The following is a 21745-nucleotide window of genomic DNA, read 5'->3' as shown; positions in this document are numbered from 1 at the left end:
GTTTTCGTGTCAGAGGGCCAGGTATCAGACGGGGCCGACGGGGCCGGCGCACCGGAAGTGCAGGCGCAGGAGCGCCGATTGCACCGGGACCTGGGGTTCTGGGGGCTGACCGGCATCGGCTTCTCCAACATCGTCGGGTCCGGATGGCTGTTCGCCGCCATGTACGCGGCGCAGGTGGCCGGCCCGGCGGCGCTGCTGTCCTGGGTCGGGGCGGGCGTGCTGTGCGGTCTGATCGCGCTGGTCCTGATCGAGCTGGGGGCCACCCGGCCGGAGGGCGGCGGTACCGTCCGCTGGCCGCTGTTCGCCAGCGGACGGCTCGTGGGCACCCTGATCGGCTGGTCGACGCTGCTGTCGGTGGGTGGCACCGCGGCCGAGATCAGCGCGATCATGCAGTACGCCGCGCACTACATCCCCGGCATCTACAACGGCCACACCCTGACCCTCTCCGGACTGGCCCTGGCCACCGGGCTCAGCGTGCTGCTGACGGCGCTGAACTGGTTCGCGGTACGGATGTTCGCCAAGCTCAACAACCTGATCTCGGTGTTCAAGATCGCCGTCCCGGTGATCACCGTGTGCGCGCTGATCGCCTCCGGCTGGCACTCCGGCCGGCTGACGGACCACGGCGGCTTCGCCCCGTACGGCTATGTCGCCTGTCTGACGGCGCTGGCCGGCGGCGGCATCGTCTACTCCGTCAACGGCTTCCAGGCCCCGCTCGACTTCTCCGGCGAGACCCGCAACCCCCGCCGCACCATCCCGGGCGCCGTCCTCACCGGCATCGGCCTGGCCGTGGCCATGTACCTCGCCCTGCAACTGGCCTTCCTCTTCACCGTCCCCGAGAACCTCCTCGGCCACGGCTGGCAGGGCGTCTCCTTCGACTCGCCGTTCGGTCAGCTCGCGCTCATCCTCAACCTGCACTGGCTGTCCAGCCTGCTCTACGCGGACGCGGTGATCTCGCCCGGCGGCTCGGCGTACGTGGGCGTGGCCATCGACGCGCGGCACACCTACGCGCTCGCCAAGAACGGCACCATCCCCCGCTACTTCATGAAGGTCAACGAGCGCTACGGCATCCCGCGCCGGGCGCTGCTCATCAACCTGCTGGTCATCGTGGTCTTCCTGCTGCCGTTCGGCGGCTGGCAGGACATCGTGAGCGTCATGGGCGACATGTACCTGCTGATCTACGCCGCCTCCGCGGTCGCCGTCGCGGTCTTCCGCGCCGAACCGGGCGGCGAGACGGCCGGCTGGGTGCCCGGGCTGCGCTGGATCGCCCCGCTCAGCTTCGTCGTGGCGAGCGAGTTCGTCTACTGGTCCGGCTGGCACGACCTGCGCCTCGCGCTGCCGCTCGTCCTCGGCGGCGTGCTGATCTTCCTGGTCATGCGCCGGCCCGGCGCCCGCGGCGGCACCGCGGCCGTCGAGAGCGACGGCGCCGGCCCCAGCCGCCCGCTGGCCGCCGAACTGCGCACCGGCGCCTGGCTCGTGGTCTACCTCGTCGCCCTGACGCTGCTGTCCTGGCTCGGCACCTTCGAGGGCTCCGGCCGGCTCCCCGCCCCGTACGACTCGCTGACGGTGGCTGTCCTGGCGCTCACCGTCTTCTTCTGGGCCGTCCGCTCCGGCGTCCGTCAGCTGCTCGCGAAGCGCCCCGCGGCGGCGTGAGCCGGGTCGGGCCCGTCGGTCGTCAAGCGGAAGTCAAACCGCGCAAATATGATGAATCGGGAAAGGCGGGCCCTCCCCGAGGGCCCATGAGGCCAGTTCAGGAAGCCGACGCGGACTGCCGCACGGAGCGCGCCCCCGCAGCGGCCCATGCCCCGATGCACCTGGGAGCGATCCATGCTTCGGCGTCGTCCCCCGCGGACCGCGAGTGCCGACGACCTGCTGATGACGCTCGGCCGGCTGACCGCGCAGGCGCGGGAAGGCGCCGAGAAGCAGCGCGCCCGCGTCGAACTGGCCGAGGCCCTGCAACGCGAGATGCTGCCGACGCGGCTCCCGGAACTGCCCGGGCTGCGTACCGCCGCCACCTACGCGCCCGCCCGCCACGGGCTCGACATCGGAGGGGACTGGTACGACGGCTTCCCGCTGCCCGACGGCTCGCTCGCCTTCTCCATCGGTGACGTCCAGGGCCACGACGTGGAGGCCGCCGCCTTCATGGGACAGATCCGGCTCGCCCTCCGCGCCGTCGCCGCGCACGCCGCCGACCCCGGAGAGGTGCTGAGCCGGGCCAACGACCTGCTGCTCTCGGTCGACTGCGGGCTCTTCGCGACCTGCACCTTCGTCCGCTTCGACCCGGTCGCCTGGACGCTCTCCAGCGCCCGGGCCGGCCACGTGCCGGGCGTCTGGGCCACCACCGACGGCCGCTTCGGCCTCGCCGACGACCCCGGCGGCCTGCCGCTGGGCATCGTGCCGGGGGAGAGCTACCCGGTCGCCCACCGCCGGCTCTCCACCGCCGGCGCGCTGGTCCTGCTGACCGACGGGGTCGTGGAGGGCCCGTCGTTCCCGATAGAGGCGGGGCTGAACCAGGTGACCCGGCTGGTCAGCGCCAACGCCGGGGAAAGCCCCGCCGCGGTGGCGGGGGCGGCGATGAGCGTGGCGGAGTTCACCGGGCACACCGACGACGCCGCGGTGATCGTGCTGCGCTTCGACGGCGGCGACGGCCAGGACCGGGTGAAGCGCGGAGCGGGCGCGCGTGTCGTGGCCGGCGCCCGGCCGCCCGCGTTGTCTGATGGCTGATGTGGTGCGCCCCGAGGTACTCCGTCGTCCCGCACCGGCGATCCTGACGATCCTGGTGCTCGCCGCCGTCTACTGGGCGTCCGCGCGGATCGGCCTGCTCGACCAGGTGGTGATCGCCGGGACCGTGGTCACGCCGTTATGGCCGCCCACGGGCATCGCACTGAGCAGCCTGCTCCTGCTGGGGCTGTGGACCTGGCCCGGCATCGCCCTCGGCACCGCCCTGGTCATCGCGACCCTCACCCGCCCCGACCTCGCGGCCCTCGGCGTGATCGCCGGCAACACGCTCGCCCCCGTCTGCTCCTGCCTGATGCTGCGCCGGGCCGGCTTCCGCGTCGAACTGGACCGGCTGCGCGACGGAGTGGCGCTGGTCGTCCTCGGTGCCTTCACCGGAATGGTGATCAGCGCGACGCTGGGCAGCGGCACCCAGGTGCTGACCGACCAGCTGCCGCCCGAGGACTTCTGGCGGGCCTGGGCAGCCTGGTGGGTGGGCGATGCGATGGGCATCCTCGTGATCACCCCGCTGGTGCTGGCCCTGCGGCACATCCGCCGGCCGCAGTACGTCCTGACGGCGCGCTGGGCGGAGGCGGCGGCGCTGATGGCCGCCAGCGTCGTGGTCTCCCTGGTGGCGGTCAAGAGCGACATCTCGCTGCTCTTCCTGGTCTTCCCAATGATCGTGTGGGCCGCCTTGCGCTTCCAGCTGGCCGGCGCGGCACCGTGCGTCCTGATCATGTCGGTACTGGCGATCTCGTCGGCGATCAGCCGCAGCGGGCCGTTCCGGGGCCGGAGCCTGCTGTCGGCGATGATCAACCTCCAGGCGCTCAACGCGTCCGCGGCGCTCACCGCGCTGCTGCTGTCGGCGGTCGTCACCGAGCAGAACGCCGTCCGGCGCAAGATCGAACTGGCCTGCCGGGAGCTGGCCGAGGTGGTCGACCGGCTCGCGCCGGGGGAGAGCCGGCGCCGCTGGCCGCCGGATGACGGCCCGCGCTGAGCCCCGCGGCCCTCATCGGTCGTCGTGCAGCAGTTCTCCCAGGTCGTAGCCCACCGGCTCCTCCAGCTGGTCGTAGGTGCAGCTCTCCGGCGTACGGTCGGGCCGCCAGTGGCGGAACTGCGCGGTGTGCCGGAACCTGTCGCCCTCCATGTGGTCGTAGGCGACCTCGCACACCCGCTCCGGCCGCAGCGGCACCCACGACAGGTCCTTGCCGCCGCTCCACCGGCTGGGCCCGCCGGGCATCCGCCGCGACGCGTGCGCCGCCTCGTCCGTCCACGCCCCCCACGGGTGCTCCGTGACGTCGTCCAGCCGCAGCGGCTCCAGCTCCTCGACCAGCGCGCGCCGCCTGGCCATGGGGAAGGAGGCGCACACGCCGACATGCTGGAGCTGCCCCTCGGCGTCGTGCAGGCCCAGCAGCAGGGAGCCGACCACCGGGCCGCTCTTGTGCAGCCGGTAGCCGGCGACGACACAGTCCGCGGTCCGGGCATGCTTGATCTTGTACAGGGCCCGGTCGCCGGGCCGGTACGGCAGATGGAGCGGCTTGGCCACCACCCCGTCCAGCCCGGCACCCTCGAACTGGGTGAACCAGTGGCGCGCCAGTTCCTGGTCCGTCGTCGCGGGCGCCGTGTACACCGGTGGCCGGGCCGGCCGCAACGCCTCGACCAGCGCCTCCCTGCGCGCCGACTGCGGTTCGGCGGTCAGTGCCCGGGTGTCCAGGGCCAGCAGGTCGAAGGCGACGAGGGAGGCGGGGGTGCGCGCGGCGAGGGTACGGACCCGGGAGTCCGCGGGGTGGATGCGCTCCAGCAGCTCCTCGAAGTGCAGCCGCCCGTCGTGGGCGATGACGATCTCCCCGTCGACGACACAGCGCGCCGGCAGCTGTTCCCGCGCCGCCGCGATCACCTCGGGGAAGTACCGGGTGAGCGGCTTCGTGGTCCGGCTGGTGATCTCGACCTCGTCGCCGTCCCGGAAGACGATCACCCGGAAGCCGTCCCATTTGGCCTCGTACTGCATGCCGGCGGGGATCTCCGGCACCAGCTTCGCGAGCATCGGGGAGACCGGGGGCATGACGGGCAGGTCCATGGTCCCGATCCTGAGGGCTGCGGCCGGGTACCGCGCGGCGGGGGACCGCACCCGGCCGGGGCGGACGCTCCCGGCGCGCGCCGCCCACGGCCGCAACCTAGCGTGGAGGCATGGCCGGAGGCGGAGCTGTCGAGCTGGACGTCGCGGGGCGCACGGTGCGCGTGTCGAACCCGGACAAGACCTATTACCCGGAGCGCGGCTTCACCAAGCTGGACGTCGCGCAGTACTACCTCGCCGTCGCGGACGGGGTCTTGCGGGGCCTGCGCGACCGGCCCACCACCATGCAGCGCTTCCCCGACGGCGTGCAGGGCGAGTTCTTCTACCAGAAGCGGGCGCCCAAGGGCCTGCCGGACTGGCTGCCCACCGCCCGCATCGCCTTCCCCAGCGGGCGGTTCGCCGACGAGATGTGCCCCACCGAGCCCGCCGCCGTGGTCTGGGCGGCCAACCTGGGCTGTCTGACCTTCCACCCGTGGCCGGTGCGCCGCGGCGACACCGAGCACCCCGACGAGCTGCGGATCGACCTCGACCCGCAGCCCGGCACGGACTTCGCGGACGCCGTCCGGGTCGCCCACGAGCTGCGCGGACTGCTGACGGAACACGGGCTGCGCGGCTGGCCCAAGACCTCCGGCGGCCGAGGCGTGCACGTCTATGTGCCGATCCGTCCCCGTTGGACGTTCACCGAGGTCAGACGGGCCGCGATCACCCTGGCCCGGGAGATGGAGCGCCGGATGCCGACGCTGGTGACCTCGGCCTGGTGGAAGGAGGAGCGCGGCGAGAAGGTCTTCGTCGACTACAACCAGATGGCCAGGGACCGCACCATCGCCTCGGCCTATTCGCTGCGTGCCCGCCCCCGCGCCACCGTCTCCACCCCGCTGCGCTGGGAGGAGCTGTCCGATGCCGCGCCCGAGGACTTCGACCTGCGGACCGTACCGCCGCGCTTCGCCGAACTCGGTGACGTGCACGCGGACATGGCCGAGCACGCCTTCGGGCTGGACTCCGTCCTGGAGCTCGCGGACCGGCACACGGCGGAGGAGGGCCTGGGCGATCTGCCCTATCCGCCCGACCACCCGAAGATGCCGGGGGAGCCGGCCCGGGTACAGCCCAGCCGGGCCCGCAAGCGCTGAGTCCGGCCGGCGCGTCCGGTGCCGGCGGACCCGAACGGCGGCACCGGCCGTCCTCGCCGCGCGTCGGGGCCGGCCCGGCCGTCCGTCCGCCGGCCGACACACGGGCGCCCTCGCCCGGCATGCGCGTCCGGCGTCCGGACGGGATCATGCGCACGTGGCGAAGGACAGGAACGCAGCGGCGGCGCACGGCGGGCCCGGGGCGGCCCGGGGAGCCGCCCCGGCGGGCACGGACCGCACGTGAACGGGACACCGATCGACTACGAGGCGGTGTTCCGGGTGCTGCCGGGCGGATTGCTGCTGCTCAGCCCGGAGTTCGTCATCCGCGACGTCAACGAGACCCTGCTGCACCGGGCCGGGCGGGACCGCCACCAGCTGATCGGCCGCTACCTCTTCGACGTCTTCCCCGAAAACCCCGCCGACCCCGACGCGTCCGGCACGCGCAATCTGCTGGCGTCCCTGGAGCGGGTGGTGGCCACCGGCGAGCGCGACACCATGGCGCTGCAGCGGTACGACATCGAGGCCCCCGGCCGGCCCGGCGTGTTCCAGGAGCGGTACTGGAGCCCGGTCAACTCGCCGGTCCTCGACGCCGACGGCCGGGTCCGGCTGATCGTGCACCGGGTCGAGGATGTCACGGAGATCGTCCGGGCCGGTGCCAGGGATCACGGAGACCGGGAGCGGATGGCGGCCGAACTCTACGTCCGGGCCCAGGAACTCCAGGAGCTCAACGACCGGCTGCGGGCCTCGCACGCCCGGGAGCGCCAGGTGGTGCTGGCCCTCCAGGACGCGATGCTGCCCAGGCCCCGCCCCGTGGGGCACCACCGGGCGGCGGTCCGCTACCGGCCGGCCATCGGCGCGCTCAACGTCTGCGGTGACTGGTACGACCTGGCCGAACTGCCCGGCGACCGGATGGCGGTGGCCGTCGGTGACGTCGTCGGCCACGGGCTGGGCGCCGCAGGTGTGATGGGACAGCTCCGCAGTGCGCTGAGCGCCGCGACCCTGGTCGCCGACGGCCCAGCCCGGGCGCTGGAGGTGCTCGGCATCTACGCGCGCTCCGTGGAGGGCGCGGAATCGACCACGGTGGCCCAGGCGATCATCGACTGGACCACCCACACCATCGCGTACAGCAGCGCCGGGCACCCACCGCCGGCCCTGCTGCACCCGGACGGCACCGTCGAGCTGCTGGACCGCGCGACCGACCCGCCGCTGGGGGCACGGCCGGAGCATGTGGACCGCCCCGAGGCGACCGTCCCCTTCACCGACGACGCGGTGCTGGTGCTCTACACGGACGGTCTGATCGAGCGGCGCCGCGAGGACATCGACATCGGTCTGGCCCGGCTGGCCGGTTCGCTGGCCCGGCACCGGGGCGCCGATGCCGAGACGCTGGCCGACGCGCTGCTGGCCGAGCTGCTGCCGCCCGGTGGAGCCACCGATGACACCGCGCTCGTCGTCATCCGTCTCTGAACACGGAGAACGCGACATCACTTTGCCTTTTCATTGCCACGAGTGGAGCAATTCTTGGGGCTGTTGGAGTGGCTGTTCGCCGTGTCTGCGGGGTTTGCGGCCCGGCGCGGTACTCATCGCAATGTCAGATTTCCTGCCAAACAGGAGAACGCAATGCGCAAGATCATAGGCCGTTCCGTGGCCGCCGCGGCCATCGCCGCCGCCACCGTTGTCCCGCTCGCCGGTGTGGCTTCGGCCGCCCCCGAGAGGCCGGTCGCTCAGTCGGCCAGCTACGACCACAATGGTCGCAACCACCACCGGCACCACCACTGCCACCACCGCTTCGACCGCTTCGACCGCTTCGACCGTTTCGGCTACGGCGGCTTCGGCGGCTACGGCGGCTACGGGAACGGCTTCGGCAACGGCTTCGGACCCTTCGGGTTCGGTGGCCTGTTCGGCCTGCTCTGATCAGCAGTAGCCCAGCGAGGCCGCCGCAGCGCTCAGCTGCGGCGGCCCCACTGCGTCATCCGGCCGCGGCGGCCTCCTGCTCGGCCCGCCGGCGCAGCTCCTTCTTGTCCGGCTTTCCGGCATCGGTCAGCGGCAGCGCGTCGACGAAGGTGATCCGGGCCGGCTCGTACATCGCCCCGCGTGCGGCGCGGACCATCTCGCACAGCTGCTGTGCGTCGACGTCGCTGCCCGGACGACGGACGACGGTGGCGTGCACCCGCTCCATGCGGTCGGCGTCACGGACGCCGAAGACCGCGCTCTGGAGTACCTGCGGGTGCGAGTTCAGCAGGTCCTCCAGCTCGGTCGTGTACACATGGCCGCCGACCACGACGATCATGTCCTTGATCCGGTCGACGATGGTCAAGTAGCCCTCGTCGTCGAGGAATCCGACGTCGCCGGTGTGCAGCCAGCCGTCCCGCAGCACCTCGGCGGTCAGCTCCGGCTGCTTCCAGTAGCCCTTCATGATCATCGCGGACCGCACGCAGACCTCGCCGTGCTCGCCGGGCGGCAGATCGCGGCCCGACTCGTCGCGGATCGCCACCTCGACGTCGGGCAGCACCTTCCCCGCGGAGCGCAGCCGGTCGGGGCGGTCGACGTCGTGGTCCTCCTGGGTGAGGACGCTGATGCCGCCGGCCTCGTTCTGCCCGTACCCCTGGAGCAGGACCGGGCCGAACGCCCGCACCGCGTCGGCTATCCGGGCCGGCGACGCCTGGCAGCCGCCGTACGTCAGCATCCGCAGGCTGGAGGTGTCGGTGTCCGGTGCGTCCGGGTGGTCCATCAACTGGTAGAGCAGCGGCGGCATCAGGAACATGTCGGTGATGCGCTCGCGGGCGATGGTGGCGAGCACGGTGCCGGGGTCGAAGTCGTCCAGCAGCACGACCGTGCCGCCCGATTGCAGCGTGCTGTCGGCCATCAGTCCGGCGGCGTGCGCCAGGGTCGTGCAGACCAGCTGCCGGCGCTCGAACTCCGGTTGTTCCGGCAGGACTCCGTGGAACCAGCGGGTCTGCTCGAAGGTGGTGCAGATGCCCTTCGGGTGGCCGGTGGTGCCGCCGGTGTGGCGGATGGTGCACACGTCCCCGGGCTCGGCCCGGCCGGCGAACGGCGCGTCGGACTGGCCGGCCGCCAGCTCCAGCAGATCGGCGCCGACCTTGGCGGGGCCGAGCACCAGGACCTCCGGCACCGGCGCCAGCTCGACTATCTCGGCCGCCCGTTCGCTCAGCCGCGGGTCGACGATCAGCGCGCGGGTCTCGACATCGCGGACGATGTGGGCCTGGGACTCGGCGGAGAGCTTGTTGTAGAGGTGGTTGACCCGGGCGCCGACGAGGTTGGCCGCGTAGCGGGCGGCGAGCGTCTCCGGGAGGTTGCCGCTGAGCAGGGTGACGGTGTCCGCGCGGCCGACGCCGCGGGCGCTGAGCGCCCGCGCGAGGCGGTGGACCAGGGCGCGGAACTCGCCGGCCGTTACCCGGCGTCCCTGGTGGACCAGGGCCTCACGCGCCGGGTCTGCGCTAAGAGCATCGAGATTCTCCTCCACGTAGGTGCGGAACGTCCGGTCGGTGTTGGACATGATGGCGGGCTTCCTCCTGACGCCGGCGGACGCGGTCCCTGCCGCCGGAGCGCGATAACGATATTTAGTTGCTAGAGGCAACAAAAACTAGAGTAGTCGCTGGAGATCAACTTTCCCAAGTCGGAGGGTGCCGCGGTGACCTCGCCCGCCGGCCGCGCACGGCCACGGCCCTTGTCCCGCAAGGCCGTCGGCCGCTCCACCCGCGTCCGTAGCCCGGCCGGAATCGTCGCCCCGAATATCGTCAACAAGGTCGCCGACCTGCGCACCGCGGCGGATAATGCTCCCTCGCGCACGGGACGCCCTTGCCCTGCGGCTCTCGCTCTCCCTGCGGGGCCGTCCCGTGTCGGGAGATGATGGAGGGCAACACAAGTACGGCAAGAATCGGCCGATGTACGGAGAGCGCCACGGCTGTCGGTCAGCGGTGACCGGCGGAAGGAGTGCCTGGATGGGTGCGACCGACGCGTTCCCCGAGGGTGCCACCCCGGTAGGGGCCACACCGGGACAGCCCGGCGGCCTGCTCGACGTGCTGGGCGTCGCCGCCGTGATGCTGGACGCGGACGGACGGATCACCCTGTGGAGCCCGCAGGCCGAGGCACTCTTCGGCTGGACCGCGGCGGAAGCACTCGGCCAGCCGGCCGCCCAGCTGCTGGTCCCGCCCGAGCACTTCGAGCTCGTACTGCGCCTGTTCGCCGAGGTCATGTCCGGGGGCGGGAGCTGGGCCGGGGTCTTCCCGATCCGGCACAAGGACGGCCGCACCCGGCTCGTCGAATTCCGCAACATGCGCCTGACGGACGAGCACGGCCGGTCCTACGCCCTGGGCATCGCCACCGACCAGGCCGTGCTGCGCCGCGTCGAACGGGACCTGGCGCTGTCCGTGCGGCTGGTGGCCCAGTCGCCGATCGGCCTGGCCGTCCTGGACACCGCGCTGCGCTTCGTCATGGTCAACCCGGCGCTGGAGCGGATCAACGACCTGCCCGCCGAGCAGCACATCGGCCGCCATGTCCGCGACGCACTGTCCTTCCTCGACGCCGAGGTCATCGTCTCCCGGATGGAGGAGGTCCTCGCCACCGGGCGGCCGCTGCTCGACCAGTACACCGTCGGCTGCACCGCCGCCGACCCCCACGCCGATCAGGCGTGGTCGGTGTCCTACTACCGGCTGGAGGACGCCCACGGCCGGGTGCTGGGCCTGGCCACGTCCGTCGTGGACGTCACCGAGCAGCACCGGTCCGCCACCGAGGCGGCCCGCGCCCGCCGGCGGCTGGCCATGATCGCCGATGCCTCGGCCACCGTCGGCACCACCCTCGACGTCGACCAGACGGCCCACGAGCTGGCCGATGTCATCGTGCCCGAACTGGCCGACATGGCCGCGGTCGACGTCCTCGACGCCGTCCTGGACGGCCGGCGCCCCACCGCGCTGTCCCGCGGCGGCCCCGCCCGCTTCCGCGCGCTCGCGGTGGCCACCGCGTACGAGACCGACGCGATACGTGCTGCCGACCCCACCGGTCAGATCGCCTCCTACGAGGCAGACCGGCTGATCACCCGCTGTGTGACCGAGGCCCGCCCGGTCCGCGTCGCCCAGGTGGGCGAGAAGGACCTGTCACACATCGCCGCGGACCAGGCGGGGGCCGACCTCCTGGGGGAGGCCGGGGTCCACTCCTATCTGGCGGTGCCGCTGATCGCCCGTGGGGAGGTGCTCGGCGCGCTCTCCCTCTACCGCGCACGCAACGCCGAGCCCTTCGACGAGGACGATGCGGTGCTCGCCGTCGAGCTGGCCGCGCGGGCCGCGGTCTGCATCGACAACGCCCGCTCGTACCAGAGCGAACGCCGCACCGCGCTCACCCTCCAGCGCCACCTGATGAACCACCGGCCGCCGCAGCCCGAGGCGATGGAGATCGCCTACCGCTACCAGCCCGCCCAGGCGGCCAGCGAGGTCGGTGGCGACTGGTTCGACGCCATCCCGGTGGCCGGCGCCAAGACCGCCCTGGTGGTCGGCGATGTGATGGGCAGCGGGATCAACGCCGCCGCCACCATGGGCCAGCTGCGCACCACCACCCGCGCGCTGGCCGACCTCGACCTCGACCCCGCCGAGGTGCTCAGCCATCTCGACCACATCGCGGGCGGCCTCGACCCGGCCTTCGCCACCTGCCTGTACGCCGTCTACGACCCGCGCCGCAGCCTGTGCCGGATCGCCGTCGCCGGGCACCTGCCGCCCGTCCTGGTACGTCCCGGCCGGCCGCCCGAGCTGCTCGACCTGCCCACCGGAGCCCCGCTCGGCGTCGGCGGCGTCCCGTTCGAACAGATCACGGTCCCGCTGCGCGAGGGCGACCAGCTGGTGCTCTACACCGACGGGCTCATCGAGACCCGGGAGCAGGCCATCGACGTCCGCCTCGACAAGCTGCTCGCCCTGCTCGCCGAGCCCGAGGCGGATCTGGAGCGGCTGTGCGACCGCCTGCTGGGTGCCCTGCGCGACGAGCACGGGCACGACGACGTCGCCCTGCTCATCGCCCGGGTCCACGGCCCGGCGGAGTGAGCGCGCCGCCGGAGGTCCACTCCGGAAGCCCGGACGGTGCCCTCACGGAGTCCGGACCGCACTTTCGTCCCTGAACTTCGCCCGCGGTCCGGCCGTACCGCAACGGATTCGACGGTGCCTTTCAGGACACCGTGGCCGGATCCCCTACGCGCTTCCCCCGGCCGCGAAATCCGCTTTCACTCGGCACCCATGACATGGATACGGGTATTTGCCTGCTCAACAGCTACGGATTTCGTTGTCTCACCCTGTTAACAAGACCTTGACGTCGGTCGACGGCAGGGGTTTTATTCGGTCACCAAAAGCGGCGCCTGTGAGCAGCCGGGTTCACGCCGCTGAACGGCGCACTTCCCCGTAAGTGCCCTCTTTCCGCCAGCACCGATGGGATACGGATGACCGATATGCCGTACACGCCTGTTGCCACCGCAGCATCGCCGCGGGACACCCGTAGTGCAGCGGAAGGGGACGCTGCCCACGCCCCCAAACTCACCCGATCGATCGGCGTGGTGGGCGGAACCCTGCTCACGCTCTCGTGCCTGACGCCGGCTTCCTCGCTCTTCGTGATCGTGCCGGACTCGTTCGCCACCCTGGGCACCGGCACCGCGCTCACCATCGCCATCGCGGGCCTGCTGTGTATCGGGGTGGCTTTCACCTACTCCGAACTCGGCACGCTGATCCCCAGCTCCGGCGGCGAGTACGCCATGGTCGGCACCCTGATGGGGCGCCTCGCCGGATGGCTGGTTTTCGTCCTCTCGCTGATCGTCGTCATGATCGTGCCGCCCATCATCGCGCTCGGCACCGCCGACTATCTGGCACCGATCATCCATCTCGATCCGCAGCTCACCGCCGCCGCCGTGATGCTGCTGGCCACCGCCATGGGCCTGCTCGACCTGCGTGCCAACGCCTGGATCACCGGCATCTTCCTGGTGCTCGAGGTGGTGGCCTGCGCGGTCGTCGCCTTCCTCGGCTTCACCCACACCCACCGCTCGGCCTCCGTGCTCGTCCACCCCGTCATCGACGCCGGGCACGGGCACACCACGGCCGTCACGGCCGGGCTGATCGTGACCGGACTCGCCACCGCGCTCTTCATCCTGCAGGGCTTCTCCACCGCGGTGTACCTCGCCGAGGAGATGGAGAACCCGCGCCGCAACGTCTCCCGCACCGTGCTGTGGACCCTCGGCATCGGCGCGGCCGTCGTCCTGATCCCGGTGGTCGCCATCACCCTCGGCGCGCCCGACCTGAAGACCCTCGGTGCCGGTGACGTCGCCGGGATGGTGCAGCAGTGGAGCAACTCCGGTGTCGGCACCTTCGTCAGCCTCTGCATCGCCCTGGCGATCATCAACGCCGCCATCGTGATGGTGATCCAGAACTCCCGCGTGGTCTTCTCCTCGGCCCGCGACGCCGCCTGGCCGACCCCCGTCAACCGCGTCTTCTCGCACGTCGGACGGCGCTTCGGCTCCCCGTGGGCGGCCACCCTCGCGGTCGGTGTCCCCGGTGCGGCGCTGTGCTTCGTCAACCTCGACACCCTCAGCGAGGTCACCGGCGTGGCGGTCGCCGCGATGTACGTCTTCGTGGCCCTGGGCGCCCTGGTCTCGCGCCGCGGCGAGCACAAGCACCGGATGGCCTGGCGGATGCCGCTGTGGCCGACGATCCCGGCGCTGCTGATCGTGGTGCTGGCCTGGGTGCTCTACCAGCAGAGCGTCAAGAGCCTCGTCATCACCGGCGCCGTCGTCGCCGTCGCCGCGCTGTACTGGGCCTGCTACCTCCGCCCCCGTCAGGAGACGCACTGGGTGATCTCGGTCCCCGAGGACGAGCAGGCGCCGGTCGAGGCGCAGCTCGCGGCCACCACGCCCGCGTAGGGCCGAGCCGCCGGCCGGTCGCGCGGCTTCCGGGTAGGGCCGAGCCACCGGCCGGTCGCGCGGCTTCCGGCTTCGTGTTCCGGCTTCCGGCTTCCTGCTTCGTGCCGCTCCTGTTTTTCCCCGCCGCCCACCCCCCTTCGGGGGGTGGGCGGGTGTAGTGATGCGGATCGGCGGTGGGCGTAGCGACGCGGTGCGGGGGGGGGGTGGGCGGGCATAGCGACGTGGTGCGGGGGCGGGCGCAGCGACGCGGTGCGGGGGCGGACATATTCCGTTGACCGAGGGACGTCCGCGGCAGGAAAGTGTCGCCCTGGTCGGGAACAACGGCACACGGGGGACGGTGAGCGGTGGCTGGCTCGGACATGGCCCATGACCTGCGAGTCAAGGAGACCTCGTGCCAACCGCCGCTGTGGACGGCGGACTTCCGGCTGTTCTTCGCGGCCCGCACCACCTCTCTGCTGGGCGACGCGATGCTCCCCGTCGCGATCACGGCAGCCGTGCTCCGGGCGGGATACGGGGCGAGCGGGGTGGGCTATGCGCTGGCCGCGCTCGTGGCCCTGTTCGCGGCATTGATCATCTTTGGTGGGGTGCTGTCCGACCGCCTCGGCGCCCGGCGGTTGATGGTCGTCTCGGACACGGTCCGGCTGTGCTTCCAAGCGGTGCTCGCGCTGCTGTTCCTGCTGGGTACGCCGCAGCTGTGGCAGATCCTGGTGCTGCTGGCCCTGGTCGGGGCGGGCAGCGCGCTCTTCCAGCCGGGAGTCGCCAGCATCACCCCGCGCATCGCCCAGGACGTACAGAAGGGCAACGCCACCCTCCGCATCGCGGAGTCCGTCACGGCCGTCATCGGCCCCTCGCTGGCCGGCCTGCTGCTGGTGGTCTCCTCACCGGCAGCGGTGGTCGCCCTCGACGCCTTGACCTACGGGGTCAGCGGCAGCTGCCTGCTCCTGCTCCGCTCGGTCCCGATGGGGCCGGCCGCGCGGGACGGCGCCCCGTCGTTCCGGGCCGATCTCGTCGAGGGATGGCGGGAGTTCCGGGCCAGAACGTGGCTGTGGAGTGTCATCGTCGTCTTCATGCTCTGGCAGCTGGCGGGCTCCGGCCCCGCCATGACCCTCGGCAACAGCACGCTGGTCACCGACTACGGAGCAACGACGTTCGGCCTGGTCATGTCGTCGCTCGGGGCGGGAAGCGTGGTGGGCGGAATCGTCGCGATCAGACTTCGCCCGCGGTATCCGCTCCGGGCCGGCGCCCTCTCCATGATCCTCTGGGCGCTCATGCCGTTGGGGGTCGCGCTCGGCCTGCCCGCGCCGCTCGTCGCCGGGTGCTACGGGGTGAGCGGCGTGGGCCAGGCGTTCTGGATCGTCATGTTCCACACGAGCGTGCAGACGCACATCCCGCAGGACGTCCTCGGGAGGGTGCACGCGTACGACGCGGCCGGCTCGCTGGTGATGAAGCCGGTCGGGCAGGCGATGGCGGGGCCGCTCGCGATCGTCGCGGGGACGGTGCCGCTGCTGTGCGTGTCCGCGTCCATGGCGCTCGTCGCCTGCACCCTGCTGCTGGCGATCCCAGCCGTGCGCGGACTGCGGCGCGTGGAGCACTGAGCCCCCCGTACGCGGCGGGCTCCGCGTTCCGTCAGTGGGTGCCCGGCCCCGTCAGCGGTCTCCGGACATCGCTCAGTGGTCCGCGGGCCGGGACAGCGCCAGGGCGTCCAGCAGGAGGCAAACGTGGTCGACGGCGTCGCGGCCGGCCGGGGACTCGGCTGCCGAGGTGTCGTCCAGCAGCGCGGCGGTCATCCGGAGCAGCTGCAGCAGCCGCTCGGTGGCGCCGTCGGACGGTTCTGCGTGTGCCAGGACGGACCGGAGCTGCTCGCCCGTGAGGGGCTGCCCGGTTTCGAGGAAGCGGAACAGCGCCACGGCGGCTCGCCGGTCGGCGTCGTTGGGCTTCCACAGTCCGAGCGCGTGGTGGTCGATGAGCGCGGCCGCCTCGGCACGGATCTCCTCTGGAACATGCATGCCCACGAACGTCTCATACCGCCGGACCGGCGTACACGACGACAAGATCGGCCCCCGCGTGGCTCCCCGGCCCGCTTCCGGGCCGCGCCGAGCCGCGCTGACCAGGCACGTTGCGCCGAAGCGTGGGTCGTGCGACGGCCGTTCCCCCACCCCGTACGGCTTCAAACCTGTGGGGAGAGTTACATGCACAGTCCAGAAACCGGGCGCGGCCGCGCCGCCCGGACCGCTCCGCTGACCGGCGCTTATGTCCCCTTCGTCAAGGACCTTCGCATATGTGCGGCAGTAAAACCTACCCGGGGGTCGTCCCGCCCTCTGGCGTCCGGCCCCGGATCACGGGACGATCCTCGAACAGCCCGTGAGGCCGTCCGGTGCGGCACGGGCTCCAGTGGAGGCTGCGCTCCGCAGCGCGCGGCTCGCCCACCGTATGCGGGAGGTGTAGAAAGAGGACATGGCCGGACGCTACGACCGCCCGCGTTCGGTTCTCAGGATGCGAACTGTCGCAGGTCAGGTCTTTCTCCTGCAGGTGGCGATCGTGGTGGTGCTGGTCGCCGCCGCCATGGCGGCGCTCGTGCTGCAGTCCCGGTCCGACTCGGAGCGCGAGGCCCGCCACCGCTCGCTCGCCGTCGCCCAGTCGTTCGCGAACGCTCCGGGCATGCAGGCGGCGCTGCAGAGTCCCGACCCGACCGCGGTACTGCAGCCGCGGGCGGAGGCCGCCCGTAAGAGCACCGGCGTCGACTTCATCGTCGTGATGAACACGCAGGGCATCCGCTACACGCATCCGATGAAGAACCGGATCGGCAAGAAGTTCGTCGGCACCCTGCAGCCGGCGCTGGCCGGCGGGGTGGTCACCGAGAAGATCGTCGGCACCATCGGGCCGCTCGTGCAGGCCGTGGTGCCGGTCTTCGGCAGCGACGGCAAGGTCATCGGCCTGGTCTCGGCCGGCATCACCATCAAGAAGGTCAGCGGCGTCGTCGACGACCAGTTCCCGCTGCTCTTCGGCGCCGCGGCCGGCGTCCTCGTGCTCGCCCTCGGTGGCACCGCCCTGGTCGGCCGGCGGCTGCGCCGGCAGACCCATGGCCTCGGCCCGGCCGAGATGACCCGGATGTACGAGCACCACGACGCGGTGCTGCACGCCGTCCGGGAAGGCGTGATCATCGTCGGCGGCGACGGCCGGGTGCTGCTCGCCAATGACGAGGCGCGCCGGCTGCTCGACCTCCCCGCGGACGTCGAGGGGCGCCAGGCCACCGAGCTCGGCCTCGACCCCGCCACCGCCCAGCTGCTCGCCTCCGGCCGTGCCGTCACCGATGAGGTCCACCCGGTCGGCGAACGGCTGCTGGCCGTCAACCAGCGCTCGACCGACGAGGCCGGCGGGCCGCCCGGCAGCGTGACGACCCTGCGCGACACCACCGAGCTGCGGGCGCTCACCGGCCGGGCCGACGTCGCCCGCGGGCGGCTGAAGCTGCTCTACGACGCCGGTACCGAGATCGGCACCACCCTCGACGTGGTCCGCACCTGCGAGGAACTGGCGGAGTTCGCCTCGTCCCGGTTCGCCGACATCGTCACCGTCGACCTGGTGGAGGACGTACTGACCGGCGAGGAACCGTCGCAGGCCACCGGCACGGACATCACGATGCGGCGTACCGCGGTGTCCGGCGCGCCGCCCGACACCGGGCTCTACGCGGTCGGTGAGCTGATCCGTTTCGATCCGTCGACCTCGCTCGGTGCCGGGCTCACCAGCGGCGAGCCGGTGCTGGAACCGGAGCTGTCCGCGTTCCGGGGCTGGCACCTGCAGCATCCCCAGCGCGCCAGGAAGATCGTCTCGCGCGGGATCCACTCCATGATCGCCGTACCGCTGCGGGCCCGCGGCGCCGTCCTGGGCGTGGCCCTCTTCTGGCGTTCGCAGAACCCCCAGCCGTTCGAGGAGGAGGACCTCTCCCTCGCCGAGGAGCTGGTCGCCCGCGCCGCGGTGAGCCTCGACAACGCCCGCCGCTACACGCGCGAGCACAACATGGCGGTCACCCTGCAGCGCAGCCTGCTGCCGCGCGGTCTGCCGGAGCAGAACGCCGTCGAGGCCGCCTACCGCTACCTGCCGGCGCAGGCCGGGCGCGGCGGGCTCGGCGGCGTCGGCGGCGACTGGTTCGACATCATCCCGCTGCCCGGCGCGCGGGTGGCGCTGGTCGTCGGTGACGTCGTGGGGCACGGCCTGCACGCCGCCGCCACCATGGGCCGGCTGCGCACCGCCGTGCACAACTTCGCCAACCTGGACCTGCCGCCCGACGAGATCCTCTGGCACCTCGACGAACTCGTCACCCGCATCGACCAGGACGAGGGGGCGGAGGGGGCGGAGGCCCCGGTCACCGGCGCGACCTGCCTCTACGCCATCTACGACCCGGCGACCGGTATCTGCACCATGGCGCGCGCCGGGCACGTCCAGCCGCTGGTCGTGCGGCCGGACGGCATCGCCGAGCTCGCGGACGTGCCGGGCGGGCCGCCGCTCGGACTCGGCGGGCTGCCGTTCGAGACGTGGCAGCAGCCGCTGCCCGAGGACAGCCGGCTGGTCCTCTTCACCGACGGGCTCGTCGAGGACCGCGACCGGGACATCGACGAGGGCCTGTCGCTGTTGACCCGCACGCTTACCGGCCACGCCGAGCGGGCCCCGGAGGAGATCTGCGAGGCCGCGCTCGGCGCGCTGCTGCCGGAGCGCCCCAGCGACGACATCGCGCTGCTGGTCGCCCGTACGAGGGTGCTGGACGCCGCGCACGTCGCCGACTGGGACGTGCCGCCGGACCCCTCCGCGGTGGCCCAGGTCCGGGCCGCCGCGGTCCGCAAGCTGATCGAGTGGGGCCTGGCGGACGAGGCGTTCACCACCGAGCTGATCCTCAGCGAGCTGGTCACCAACTCCATCCGCTACGCCTCCGGGCCGATCCGGGTGCGGCTGATCCGGGACACCGCGCTGATCTGCGAGGTGTCCGACCGCAGCAGCACCTCGCCGCATCTGCGGCAGGCCGCCACCACGGACGAGGGCGGCCGCGGCCTCTTCCTGATCGCGCAGCTCGCCGAGCGCTGGGGCACCCGGTACACCTCCGGCGGCAAGGTCATCTGGACCGAGCAGACGCTGCCCGACCGTGATGTGGTCGCGGGAGAGGCCGACGGCGAGGATCCTTGAGGGTGACGGCACGGCGCGGACCGAAGGAGGCCGTGATGGACTACCCGCTGCTCAACGCGTTCTGGACGATGTGCCTGATCTTCCTCTGGGTGATGTGGTTCTTCCTGCTGTTCAGGATCATCGGGGACATCTTCCGCAGCTCGGACCTCAACAACTGGGCCAAGACGGGGTGGCTGGTCCTGGTGCTCGTGCTGCCGTTCCTCGGCGTCTTCATCTACGTGCTCGCGCGGGGCCGCAGCATGACGGAACGCGAGGTCGCCCGGGCCGAGCAGCAGCAGAAGCAACTGCGGAGCTACATCCGGGAGACCGCCGGAACGGCTGACGAGTCGGCCCGGCACGCGGACGCGCTGGCCAAGCTTGCCGATCTGAAGGCGCACGGGGACATCACCGAGGAGGAGTTCCAGAAGGCCAAGGCCAAGGTGCTCACCTGACGGCTCACCGCCGGACCCGCCGGACCGGGTCTCCCCTCGGGGGAGCCGTCGGCTGTTAATCTCAAGTTGCGTGAATCGCGCAACTTGAGAGGTGGAAGCCGTGACCAATGGGGAGCGTTCGGCCACCCGGCGCCGGCGTGAGCGGATGGTGGAGCTGCTCGGCGCGGGCGACATCAGCGTGCACGACCTGGCGGCCGAGTTCGACGTCTCGCTGTCCACCGTGCGCCGCGACCTGGCGACGCTGGCCGCGGACGGGCGGATCACCCGGACGTACGGCGGCGCGGTCGACCACCGCGCGGTGGAGCGCTCCTGGCACGACAAGGAGCGCGCGCAGCGCACCGCGAAGGACGCCATCGCCCGCGCCGCCGCCGCGCTGGTCCGCAGCGGCGACGTGGTCCTGCTGGACGCGGGCACCACGGTCGCCCGGCTGGCGCACGAGCTGCGCGACCGCACCGACATCACCGTCGTCACCAACGGGCTCTCCACGCTGGTCGAGCTGGCCGACGCGCGGGTGGAGGTCGTGGTGCTGGGCGGCCGGCTGCGGCGCCCGAACGAATCGCTGCTGGGCATCCGCACCGAACAGGCGCTGCGCCGGCTCACCCCGGACCTCGCCTTCCTCGGGGTCGACGGGCTCGACCCCCGCAGGGGGATCAACTGCCCGGACGCCGACCAGGCTGCCCTGAAGGAGACGATGGCCGATTGTGCCCGGGCGGCCTGGGTGCTCGCCGACCACTCCAAGCTCGGCGGGGAGGGGGGCTTTCCCCACTGGGCGGCGATGCCGGCCGGCACGGGCCTGATCTCCGGCGGCGGCGACCGGCTGCTGGACGCGTTCGCGGACGCGGGCTGGTCGGTCCGCGCCGCCGGGGGCGGGCCCCGCACCCCCCTTGACAGCCCGCTCGACGAGTAGCCAGTCTGTGGCCACGAGTTGCGTGGATCGCGCAATCAAAAATGCGCGGTTCGCTCATCAGTGGTATCGGGGCCGGTGACGGCACCGAGCCGACGGGAGGAGACCTCGTGGCCCAGGTGCTCGTCATCGGAGACGACCTCACCGGCGCCAACGCGACCGGCGCGCTCTACGCGCGGCTCGGTCTGCGGGCCGTCACCGTCAGCGCACTTCCCCATGTCGAGCGCTATGCGGACCGGGTGGACGTGCTCGTCGTCAACACCGCCTCCCGCCACTGGACTTCCGCCCGCGCCTACGCCGCCGTCCGTGCCGTCGCCGAAACGGCGGGCGGGGCACCCCTGATCGTCAAACGCGTCGACACCACCCTGCGCGGCAACCCCGGCAGCGAACTCGACGCGGTGCTCGACCTCGCAGCCGCCCGCGACCCCTCGGCCCGGATCCGGACACTGGCCGTGCCCGCCTTCCCCGACGCCGGCCGCAGCACGGTCGGCGGCCTGCACCTCGTCGACGGCGTACCGCTGACCCGTACGGCCGTCGCCCGCGACCCCTTCGACCCCGTACGGCACTCACGGGTGGCCACCGTGCTCGGCGCGCAGACCCGGCGGACCACGGGCGAGCTGACGCTGGACGTCGTCGAGCGCGGCCCGGCCGCGGTGGCCGCCGCCCTGCGCGCGAACCCGGCCGAGATCGTGGTCTGCGACGCCACCGAGAACGCCCATCTGCGCACGCTCGCGGTGGCCGCCGCCCGCCTCACGGCCGAGGACGCCGTCCGCTGGGTCGCCCTGGACTCCGGCCCGTTCGGCGCCGCACTCGCCGCCGAGCTGGGACTGCGGCCCCGAGGCGGCGCTCCCGCCCGGATCCTGGCCGTCGTCGGCAGCGTCACCGACCGCACCCGCACCCAGCTCGCCCGTACGGAAACCGCGCTCGGGGCCCGGTGGGCCGACCTCGACCCCGCCGCCCCGGACGCCGACCGGGTGCTCGCGGCGCTGCGACAGGCGGCGGGGGAGGGGGCCACGGTCCTGGGCGTCCGGGTGGCCCCGCCGACCCCGACGGCATCCGGCGAACCGCTCCCCGCGCCCGATCCCGACACTGCCGCGCGCCTGCTGCGCTGCCTTGCCGAGGTGACCCACCGCGCGGTCGCCGAGCTGAGCCCCGGCGGGCTGTACGCGTCGGGCGGCGATGTCGCCGCGACCGTCACCTCGGCACTGGGCGCCGACGGCTTCGCCATCGAGGCCGAGGTACTGCCGCTCGCCATCGCCGGCCACCTGGTGGGCGGCCCGCACGACGGACTGCCGTTCGCCACCAAGGGCGGCCTGATCGGCGGGCCCGACGCCGCCCGCGACTGCCTGGAGCACCTGCGCGCGGCCTGCACCCGGCACACCCTCCGCACCGCTGTGAGCAGCCGGTGAACCGCCCCGGCGCCGCGCC

16 protein-coding genes are annotated in these 21745 nt (G+C 72.5%); 13 read left to right on the top strand and 3 right to left on the bottom strand.

Annotated elements, in window-relative coordinates:
- Nucleotides 1-78 precede the first annotated feature (78 nt).
- The 3 genes from SL103_RS20395 (at nt 79) to SL103_RS20380 (ending at nt 3709) form a co-directional block, all read left to right on the top strand.
- Nucleotides 79-1650, top strand: coding sequence for an APC family permease (locus SL103_RS20395; RefSeq protein WP_244304181.1), 1572 nt, complete (start codon nt 79-81; stop codon nt 1648-1650).
- 174 nt (nt 1651-1824) lie between these two features.
- The gene (locus tag SL103_RS20385) at nt 1825-2721 is read left to right on the top strand and encodes a PP2C family protein-serine/threonine phosphatase (protein ID WP_069570411.1); all 897 of its coding nucleotides are present in this window, start codon (nt 1825-1827) and stop codon (nt 2719-2721) included.
- Nucleotide 2722: 1 nt separating this feature from the next.
- Nucleotides 2723-3709 carry an MASE1 domain-containing protein gene (locus tag SL103_RS20380; protein ID WP_069570410.1) on the top strand — a complete coding sequence of 329 codons (987 nt, stop codon included), beginning with the start codon at nt 2723-2725 and terminating at the stop codon, nt 3707-3709.
- 12 nt (nt 3710-3721) lie between these two features.
- On the opposite strand, the gene SL103_RS20375 is transcribed toward SL103_RS20380, so the two are convergent.
- Entirely contained in the window at nt 3722-4789 is a 1068-nt protein-coding gene (locus SL103_RS20375; RefSeq protein ID WP_069570409.1) for an ATP-dependent DNA ligase, read from the bottom strand.
- A 110-nt stretch (nt 4790-4899) separates the two neighbouring features.
- Here SL103_RS20375 and ligD point away from each other — a divergent pair, with 110 nt between their 5' ends.
- From ligD to SL103_RS20360, 3 genes are all read left to right on the top strand, one after another.
- The gene (gene ligD, locus SL103_RS20370) at nt 4900-5913 is read left to right on the top strand and encodes a non-homologous end-joining DNA ligase (protein ID WP_069570408.1); all 1014 of its coding nucleotides are present in this window, start codon (nt 4900-4902) and stop codon (nt 5911-5913) included.
- Between the two features lie 237 nt (nt 5914-6150).
- On the top strand, nt 6151-7374 hold the full coding sequence (locus SL103_RS20365) for a PP2C family protein-serine/threonine phosphatase (protein ID WP_069570407.1): 1224 nt from the start codon (nt 6151-6153) through the stop codon (nt 7372-7374).
- Nucleotides 7375-7527: 153 nt separating this feature from the next.
- Nucleotides 7528-7821, top strand: coding sequence for a hypothetical protein (locus tag SL103_RS20360; protein WP_069570406.1), 294 nt, complete (start codon nt 7528-7530; stop codon nt 7819-7821).
- A gap of 55 nt (nt 7822-7876) precedes the next feature.
- Here the strand turns inward: SL103_RS20360 and SL103_RS20355 are convergent, their stop codons facing one another.
- Nucleotides 7877-9424, bottom strand: a complete 1548-nt coding sequence (locus SL103_RS20355) for an AMP-binding protein (protein WP_069570405.1) — start codon at nt 9422-9424, stop codon at nt 7877-7879.
- A 445-nt stretch (nt 9425-9869) separates the two neighbouring features.
- Here SL103_RS20355 and SL103_RS20350 point away from each other — a divergent pair, with 445 nt between their 5' ends.
- From SL103_RS20350 to SL103_RS20340, 3 genes are all read left to right on the top strand, one after another.
- On the top strand, nt 9870-11954 hold the full coding sequence (locus SL103_RS20350) for a SpoIIE family protein phosphatase (RefSeq protein ID WP_069570404.1): 2085 nt from the start codon (nt 9870-9872) through the stop codon (nt 11952-11954).
- 389 nt (nt 11955-12343) lie between these two features.
- On the top strand, nt 12344-13810 hold the full coding sequence (locus tag SL103_RS20345; RefSeq protein ID WP_069570403.1) for an APC family permease: 1467 nt from the start codon (nt 12344-12346) through the stop codon (nt 13808-13810).
- Between the two features lie 359 nt (nt 13811-14169).
- Nucleotides 14170-15405 (top strand): MFS transporter, encoded by a 1236-nt coding sequence (locus SL103_RS20340; RefSeq protein WP_069570402.1) that lies wholly within the window; start codon nt 14170-14172, stop codon nt 15403-15405.
- A gap of 72 nt (nt 15406-15477) precedes the next feature.
- Here the strand turns inward: SL103_RS20340 and SL103_RS20335 are convergent, their stop codons facing one another.
- A complete protein-coding gene (locus SL103_RS20335; protein WP_069570401.1) occupies nt 15478-15816 on the bottom strand; it encodes a hypothetical protein in 339 nt (112 codons plus the stop codon).
- A gap of 448 nt (nt 15817-16264) precedes the next feature.
- On the opposite strand from SL103_RS20335, the gene SL103_RS20330 reads away from it, so the two are divergent.
- The 4 genes from SL103_RS20330 to SL103_RS20315 all read left to right on the top strand — a co-directional run bounded on the left by SL103_RS20330 (nt 16265) and on the right by SL103_RS20315 (nt 21726).
- Complete coding sequence (locus SL103_RS20330) at nt 16265-18982, top strand: SpoIIE family protein phosphatase/ATP-binding protein (protein ID WP_069570400.1); 2718 nt, start codon at nt 16265-16267, stop codon at nt 18980-18982.
- A 35-nt stretch (nt 18983-19017) separates the two neighbouring features.
- Entirely contained in the window at nt 19018-19413 is a 396-nt protein-coding gene (locus SL103_RS20325) for an SHOCT domain-containing protein (RefSeq protein WP_069573952.1), read from the top strand.
- Nucleotides 19414-19513: 100 nt separating this feature from the next.
- Nucleotides 19514-20320 (top strand): DeoR/GlpR family DNA-binding transcription regulator, encoded by an 807-nt coding sequence (locus SL103_RS20320; RefSeq protein WP_069570399.1) that lies wholly within the window; start codon nt 19514-19516, stop codon nt 20318-20320.
- A gap of 107 nt (nt 20321-20427) precedes the next feature.
- The gene (locus SL103_RS20315) at nt 20428-21726 is read left to right on the top strand and encodes a four-carbon acid sugar kinase family protein (RefSeq protein ID WP_069570398.1); all 1299 of its coding nucleotides are present in this window, start codon (nt 20428-20430) and stop codon (nt 21724-21726) included.
- The last annotated feature ends 19 nt before the right edge of the window (nt 21727-21745 follow it).

This window comes from Streptomyces lydicus (assembly GCF_001729485.1).
In the GTDB taxonomy this organism is placed as follows: Bacteria; Actinomycetota; Actinomycetes; order Streptomycetales; family Streptomycetaceae; genus Streptomyces; species Streptomyces lydicus_D.
This window is presented reverse-complemented; position numbering and strand designations above follow the sequence as displayed.

Coding starts and splice junctions, on each gene's coding strand:
- SL103_RS20385 (WP_069570411.1), top strand. CDS start 1,825: ATGCTTCGGCGTCGTCCCCCGCGGACCGCGAGTGCCGACGACCTGCTG.
- SL103_RS20375 (WP_069570409.1), bottom strand. CDS start 4,789: ATGGACCTGCCCGTCATGCCCCCGGTCTCCCCGATGCTCGCGAAGCTG.
- ligD (WP_069570408.1), top strand. CDS start 4,900: ATGGCCGGAGGCGGAGCTGTCGAGCTGGACGTCGCGGGGCGCACGGTG.
- SL103_RS20360 (WP_069570406.1), top strand. CDS start 7,528: ATGCGCAAGATCATAGGCCGTTCCGTGGCCGCCGCGGCCATCGCCGCC.
- SL103_RS20355 (WP_069570405.1), bottom strand. CDS start 9,424: ATGTCCAACACCGACCGGACGTTCCGCACCTACGTGGAGGAGAATCTC.
- SL103_RS20350 (WP_069570404.1), top strand. CDS start 9,870: ATGGGTGCGACCGACGCGTTCCCCGAGGGTGCCACCCCGGTAGGGGCC.
- SL103_RS20345 (WP_069570403.1), top strand. CDS start 12,344: ATGACCGATATGCCGTACACGCCTGTTGCCACCGCAGCATCGCCGCGG.
- SL103_RS20340 (WP_069570402.1), top strand. CDS start 14,170: ATGGCCCATGACCTGCGAGTCAAGGAGACCTCGTGCCAACCGCCGCTG.
- SL103_RS20335 (WP_069570401.1), bottom strand. CDS start 15,816: ATGCATGTTCCAGAGGAGATCCGTGCCGAGGCGGCCGCGCTCATCGAC.
- SL103_RS20330 (WP_069570400.1), top strand. CDS start 16,265: ATGGCCGGACGCTACGACCGCCCGCGTTCGGTTCTCAGGATGCGAACT.
- SL103_RS20325 (WP_069573952.1), top strand. CDS start 19,018: ATGGACTACCCGCTGCTCAACGCGTTCTGGACGATGTGCCTGATCTTC.